This window comes from Mesorhizobium sp. M7A.F.Ca.CA.002.15.2.1 (assembly GCF_003998715.1).
Classification (GTDB): domain Bacteria; phylum Pseudomonadota; class Alphaproteobacteria; order Rhizobiales; family Rhizobiaceae; genus Mesorhizobium; species Mesorhizobium ciceri.
The window spans coordinates 1-5,490 of record NZ_RZPI01000374.1 but is presented as its reverse complement, the minus strand read 5'-3'; the positions used below and the strand labels follow the sequence as shown (position 1 = coordinate 5,490).

The 5,490-nt window shown below is 60.8% G+C and carries 7 protein-coding genes; 4 read left to right on the top strand and 3 right to left on the bottom strand.

The window, feature by feature from the left end:
* Positions 1 to 112: 112 nt before the first annotated feature.
* Together ENZ74_RS20150 and ENZ74_RS20140 are read right to left on the bottom strand one after the other, a co-directional pair.
* Positions 113 to 412 (bottom strand): DUF1236 domain-containing protein, encoded by a 300-nt coding sequence (locus ENZ74_RS20150; RefSeq protein ID WP_013530625.1) that lies wholly within the window; start codon positions 410 to 412, stop codon positions 113 to 115.
* Between the two features lie 964 nt (positions 413 to 1,376).
* Positions 1,377 to 1,664, bottom strand: coding sequence for a hypothetical protein (locus tag ENZ74_RS20140; protein WP_063168625.1), 288 nt, complete (start codon positions 1,662 to 1,664; stop codon positions 1,377 to 1,379).
* Positions 1,665 to 1,989: 325 nt separating this feature from the next.
* Between ENZ74_RS20140 and ENZ74_RS20135 the strand changes: the two genes are divergently transcribed.
* Positions 1,990 to 2,208: an exopolysaccharide production repressor protein gene (locus tag ENZ74_RS20135; RefSeq protein ID WP_224674556.1), complete on the top strand. Its 219-nt coding sequence runs from the start codon at positions 1,990 to 1,992 to the stop codon at positions 2,206 to 2,208.
* A gap of 613 nt (positions 2,209 to 2,821) precedes the next feature.
* Complete coding sequence (locus ENZ74_RS20130) at positions 2,822 to 3,124, top strand: DUF1236 domain-containing protein (RefSeq protein ID WP_013530629.1); 303 nt, start codon at positions 2,822 to 2,824, stop codon at positions 3,122 to 3,124.
* 83 nt (positions 3,125 to 3,207) lie between these two features.
* Here the strand turns inward: ENZ74_RS20130 and yghU are convergent, their stop codons facing one another.
* The gene (gene yghU / locus ENZ74_RS20125; protein WP_013530630.1) at positions 3,208 to 4,074 is read right to left on the bottom strand and encodes a glutathione-dependent disulfide-bond oxidoreductase; all 867 of its coding nucleotides are present in this window, start codon (positions 4,072 to 4,074) and stop codon (positions 3,208 to 3,210) included.
* Positions 4,075 to 4,269: 195 nt separating this feature from the next.
* Here yghU and ENZ74_RS20120 point away from each other — a divergent pair, with 195 nt between their 5' ends.
* Both ENZ74_RS20120 and ENZ74_RS20115 read left to right on the top strand, forming a co-directional pair.
* Positions 4,270 to 5,175: a S1C family serine protease gene (locus ENZ74_RS20120; protein WP_024501724.1), complete on the top strand. Its 906-nt coding sequence runs from the start codon at positions 4,270 to 4,272 to the stop codon at positions 5,173 to 5,175.
* A 15-nt stretch (positions 5,176 to 5,190) separates the two neighbouring features.
* Positions 5,191 to 5,490: LysR family transcriptional regulator (locus ENZ74_RS20115; RefSeq protein ID WP_164761096.1), on the top strand; the 300-nt coding region annotated here is incomplete at its 3' end.

The following is a 5,490-nucleotide window of genomic DNA, read 5'->3' as shown; positions in this document are numbered from 1 at the left end:
CCCAAAGCAGGGGATGTCACAGCTTTGCTTATCATCTTCACTCGTCCTGATTGGAAACTGACATGGGCAACCCGCCGCCATGGCTGGCGGCGGGTTTGGGACAATTCCAAGTTCAGTCGTAGACCTTGACGATCTTGCGGGTGCCCGGATCCACCAGGACGGTGCGGTTGTCGACCACTACGTAGCGGTATTTGACGTCGGGGATCTCATGAAGCTCGACCGTATCCGGCAACGCGCTACCAACATTCAGTTCCACGCCGGGAATCTTGACCGAAGCGAGGGGCTGCTTCTTCACATACTCGCGGATGACCGTGTCCTGTTCAGGCTGGATGACAACGTCCTGAGCGGCAACGGCGCCCACTCCGGCCAACAGCAACAGCGCCGCTGCGGCGCCCGTTAGGTGCATTTTCATACTGTTTCTCCTTGCGAGTCAGCATGACAAGATCGTCCAACGCTGACGGCAACTGAACTTGAGCCAACTGAAAATGTTCCTCAGATTGGGCTTCGGTCGGATGCTGTCTGCGACTTAAGTCTGGCCCGAGAGCGCATTGGTCTTACCGACGGGAACGGCTCTCTGTTCACGGCTGTTTGTCTCCCGGAATTCGGAGAAACAGATGGACAAAAGTGTTGGCCAAGCGCGCTGGTTGCTCGCACCGATTTTCGCGACAGCCGTTACCTTTCTGGTGATGGGAATAGTCCTTGGCTGACATGTCGTCGATCGGCGCAGCAACGTCCCTTCCTGCGCTGAGAGGGTTCGCAAGCCGCTTCGGCGCCTGGCGAACCCTCTATCTTCACCATACGCCGGCCTGCTCGTCGCTATCGTCCAGCAGTTGCTCGTTCAGTTTGCCGCTCGGTTATCGGGCCGTGTGTATCGATCGAGCCGGCGGCGAAGACAAGACACGTTGATCCGTAGGCTGCTCGCTGAAGTAAAGCGAACTGCCGAGAATGAGGAACACGATGCCCACCGCCGTCAATCCAACCATGAGCACGGCAATCGCCGTTCCTGGGCCATAGCCTGTCTTGATGATGGTGGATCGGTGGGCCATCGCGGCGTTCTCCAGACACCCGGCGGTGCCGAGTTCTGCGACAAACGACAAGCGAGGCCCGATGTTCCCTCGTTGGAAGACTCAATCGGTCACTTTGGGCTTTTGCTTTTTCCTGTAGGACCAAGGTCTTATCTGCCGAGCGCAAAGGTCCAAGGGGCCTTGTTCAGTTCCGATAATGTCCCTTGGATGTTCCGTTACTTTAGGTAAACCTGATATATTGCCTGGGCGGAAAACTTAGCTGGCCAAGCAAAATCGCCCGCGAACCGGGCATGGAAAATGTGGCTTTGGCAAGTTCAACAACAGGCAGTCATGTCTCGGGCGACGAATAGCTCACGTCTCGTCGAATCCGCCCTCTCGGGTCTGATCGTGCGTGATTGCGGCTTCTTCCTCATCATCGGGGAGGGCGTCGTCGCTGTCCTGGTACGCGTTATCGTCGTCCTCGTCCGGCAGATCGCCGTCTTTTTCGACGCCGTAACGCATGTCGCCGTTTTCCGGCGCGGACTCTGGCAGGATCTCGCCGCCCTTGATTGCATCCCAATCCTGCTGCTCGATGGTCGGCCCATCCGCCCTCGGTGCGTCATCTTCGATGTCGGCGCTTGGTTTGTTGCGAGGTGCCATGCTGGCCTCCAATCGTTGAAGAACTGGAGGCGAAACTCGGCGTGCCGGCGTTTGTTCCGGACCCGAAGTGCAAAGACCGGCGTGCTTCTGGATTGTCGACGGCTGGCGTGTCAGCCCAGCCCGCCAGCACCGCGGCCGCGGCCCGCACAGTTGCCAAGTTGCCGTGCAAATGGAGAACGCATTGCGGCGACTGACCCCTTACTTGCGAAGTTGCTAAAATAATGAAATGTTGTCCGCGGGAAATGAAATGAGGCAGGGACTGGTTGGAACCGGCGCGGTTTCGACGGTTTTGGAAACCATGTATTTTGGACAGTTTCTGGTAGGAATGTCAGCCACGGCCGTCATCGTCGCGGTCTGGACCTATATGACCACCGGCTCCTTCTGGGAGGCATTTGCCTGGACGATAGCGACGCTGCTTGTCCTGCAGGTCGGCTACTTCGTGCTCGTCGTGAGGCTGATCTTCAGGCGCGCACATGACATCGTGCCGAGCCAGGATCCGGTAGACGCCTTTCCGCCATTGCATCGCGACGGTGTCCAGCTTTGAGACCGGGTGACCGGGACCGATCAGGAATGGCGTTTCCATACCAGGCCGTCCACTCGAGCGCGTGCGCCGGGGCGCTCGGGGAACGTCGCCACCAGCGCGATCACGACCGACGGCAAGGTGTTTGGTCGCTGAGACGGCTTCTGAGCATATCCCTGCTGGAGATTTCGGCCAGCGTTATCATGGGAACAGGATGCATGCGCGACCGCTCCGCATTGTGCTCAGGCCGACAGGTTGGGAACAAGTGCTGATGCTTCGCGTTCTCTGGCAGTGCCGATGAGGTTGCCGCCTCCATCGGTGCCGTTATGGCTCGCTCTGCTCCCGGCGGGGCGAGCCCTTTTCGTGCTGGAGCCTTTCAAATCGTCCAGATGAAGAGGCGGATGCGCGGCCGATTTGGCGCACTGGTGCTCAGATTGAATTTTTTCCCTTTAAATATCCGTACATATCTGTGCAAGTTTTCAAACTCTTGAATGCTGTCTGCCGAATGTTTGATCAGCAACCAATCAATATCCAGGCTGCAATCGTAATATCTTCAATTCTGAAGTTACGATGGAACCGCATGGCAGCGGTGGAGTTTTTATGGAGGGCGGAATTCAGTTATCACTAGGAGATGGCCATGAGACTTTATCTTACGAGCGCGGCGACCGCCGTCGTCCTGATGGGCGGGATTGGTGCGGCGCTGGCGGAAAACGTCGTCGTCGTCCAGCCGGAGCAGGAGACAGTCGTTCGCGAATACATCAAGAGAGAACCGCTTGCCTCGGTGAACCTTCTGGGCGTCGAGCTCAAGCTCGGCTCGTCGGTGCCGGATACGGTCGAACTGCGTGAGGTGCCCGACGTCAAATACCGCGTCGCGGTGATCAACGACCAGACGGTCCTCGTCGATCCGGAGACCCGCCAGATTGTTGAAGTGCTGCACTAGGGATTCCGCAGTACTGGACCTTGGGAAAAACCCGCCCCGACGTCGCGTCGGGGCGGGTTTCCTTTGCCGCGACCCGCGATGGCCTATTCGGCGGCCAGTCTATCCTGCGTCTTGGTCTCGAAATCGCTGGCGTCGTGGCGTTCATGCAGTTGCATGGCAGGCTCACCGAAGGCGCGGTTGACCATGCGCCCGCGCTTGACCGCCGGGCGGGCGTCGATGGCCTTCGCCCAACGCTGCACATGCTTGTACTCGTGCACCGACAGGAACTCGCCGGAATCATTGTACATGCGGCCGAGTGCCAGCCCGCCATACCAGGGCCACACCGCCATGTCGGCGATGGAATAGTCCTTGCCGCCGAGATATTCAGTCTCGGCCAACCGGCGGTCGAGCACGTCCATCTGACGCTTCACCTCCATCGAGAAGCGATCGATGGCATATTCGAACTTTTCCGGCGCATAGGCGTAGAAGTGGCCGAAGCCGCCGCCCAGATACGGCGCCGAGCCCATCTGCCAGAACAGCCAGGACAGCACCTCGGCGCGGGCCGGCTGTTCGGTCGGAAGGAATTCGCCAAACTTTTCGGCGAGATAGACCAGGATCGAGCCGGATTCGAAGATGCGCACCGGTGTGGTGCCACTGTGGTCCATCAGGGCCGGAATCTTGGAGTTTGGATTGACCTCGACGAAGCCGCTGCCGAACTGGTCGCCATCGTTGATCCGGATCAGCCAGGCATCGTATTCGGCACCCTTGTGGCCGCGCGCCAGAAGCTCTTCCAGCATGACGGTGACCTTGACGCCGTTCGGCGTCGCCAGCGAATAGAGCTGCAACGGATGCTTGCCGACAGGCAGTTCCTTGTCATGCGTCGGCCCGGCGATCGGCCGGTTGATGCTGGCAAAGGCTCCGCCGCTCGGCTTGTTCCAGGTCCATACTTTCGGCGGTGTGTAGTCGGTCATTTCGTGGCCTCGTGTCGGGGAAGGATGGCAGGTCGCCATTAACTAGGGCTGCGGATGTGTAAGTTCAACTTGCGTTGAACTATTATCGATGCCCGCAGTGCCAACATCGGCAATTGGGCTCTTCCTTACCCTTGCGCCTTCTCCTGCGTGGCATACCTATAGAAGATGTCGCCAAAGCCCACCCAGGACAAAAGCATGACCATCAATCCCAATCTGCGCTCGGTCGTGGCCGTGCGGGCCACTGTTCCCGAAGATGCCTTTACGGCCGGGGCGCTCGGCACGCTCAGGGAAGGCAGCGGCGTCGTCATTCGCAATGACGGGCTGGTGCTGACCATCGGCTATCTCATCACCGAAGCGGAAGAGGTCTGGCTGACCAGCCATGACGGCCGCGTCATCCCCGCGCACGCGCTGGCCTATGACCAGGAATCGGGCTTCGGCCTGGTGCAGGCGCTGGCGCCGCTCGGCCTGCCGGCGGTGGCGCTGGGCGATGCCGGCAAGGCCAGGATCGGCGACGCCGTGGTGCTGGCCGACGGCATCGGCCAGTCGGTGCAGGCCAGGATCGTCACCAAGCAGGAATTCGCCGGCTATTGGGAGTATCTGCTCGACGAGGCGATCTTCATTGCGCCGGCGCACCCGTCCTGGGGCGGTGCCGGGCTGTTCGGCGCCGATGGCTCGCTGCTCGGCATCGGTTCGCTGCGCCTGCAGATGAGCCGCAATGGCGAGGTCGCCGATATCAACATGGTGGTGCCGATCGATCTGTTGCCGCCCATACTCGACGATCTCCTGACGCGCGGCCAGGTGGCCAAGCCGCCGCGTCCATGGCTCGGCGCCCTGTCGGCCGAAAGCGATGGCAGAGTGGTGGTGATGAGCGTGACCGAAGGCGGTCCGGCGGCCAAGGCTGGCCTGCGCCAGGGCGACATCATCTCGGACATCCGCGACGGCGCGGTCGATGGACTCGCCGATTTCTATCGCAAGCTGTGGGAGAGCGGCTCGGCCGGTGCCGAGATTCCGATGCGGGTGCTGCGCGACGGCCGCGAAACCTGGCTGCGCGTCAAGTCCGCCGACCGCGGCAGTTTTCTGAAGAAACCGCAGCTGCAATAGCGCGTCAGCCACACGATGCATCCAAGACTGCTCAAAACCTTCCTTGCGGTGGCGCGGAGCCGCAACATCACGCGCGCCGCAGAAGTGGTCCACCTCGCGCAATCGAGCGTCAGCGACCAGATCCTGGCGCTCGAGGCCGAGCTTGGCGCTGCCCTGTTCACGCGCGCGAAGTCCGGTCTCGAGCTGACGCCGGCAGGCCTAGCGCTGCAGCCGATCGCCGAGGATTTGTTGCGGCTCGACGGCGAGGCGCGCGCGGCCGTGCAGGCAGCGGCAGGTTCGACAAGCGGGCACCTGACCATCGGCGCGCTGGAGACG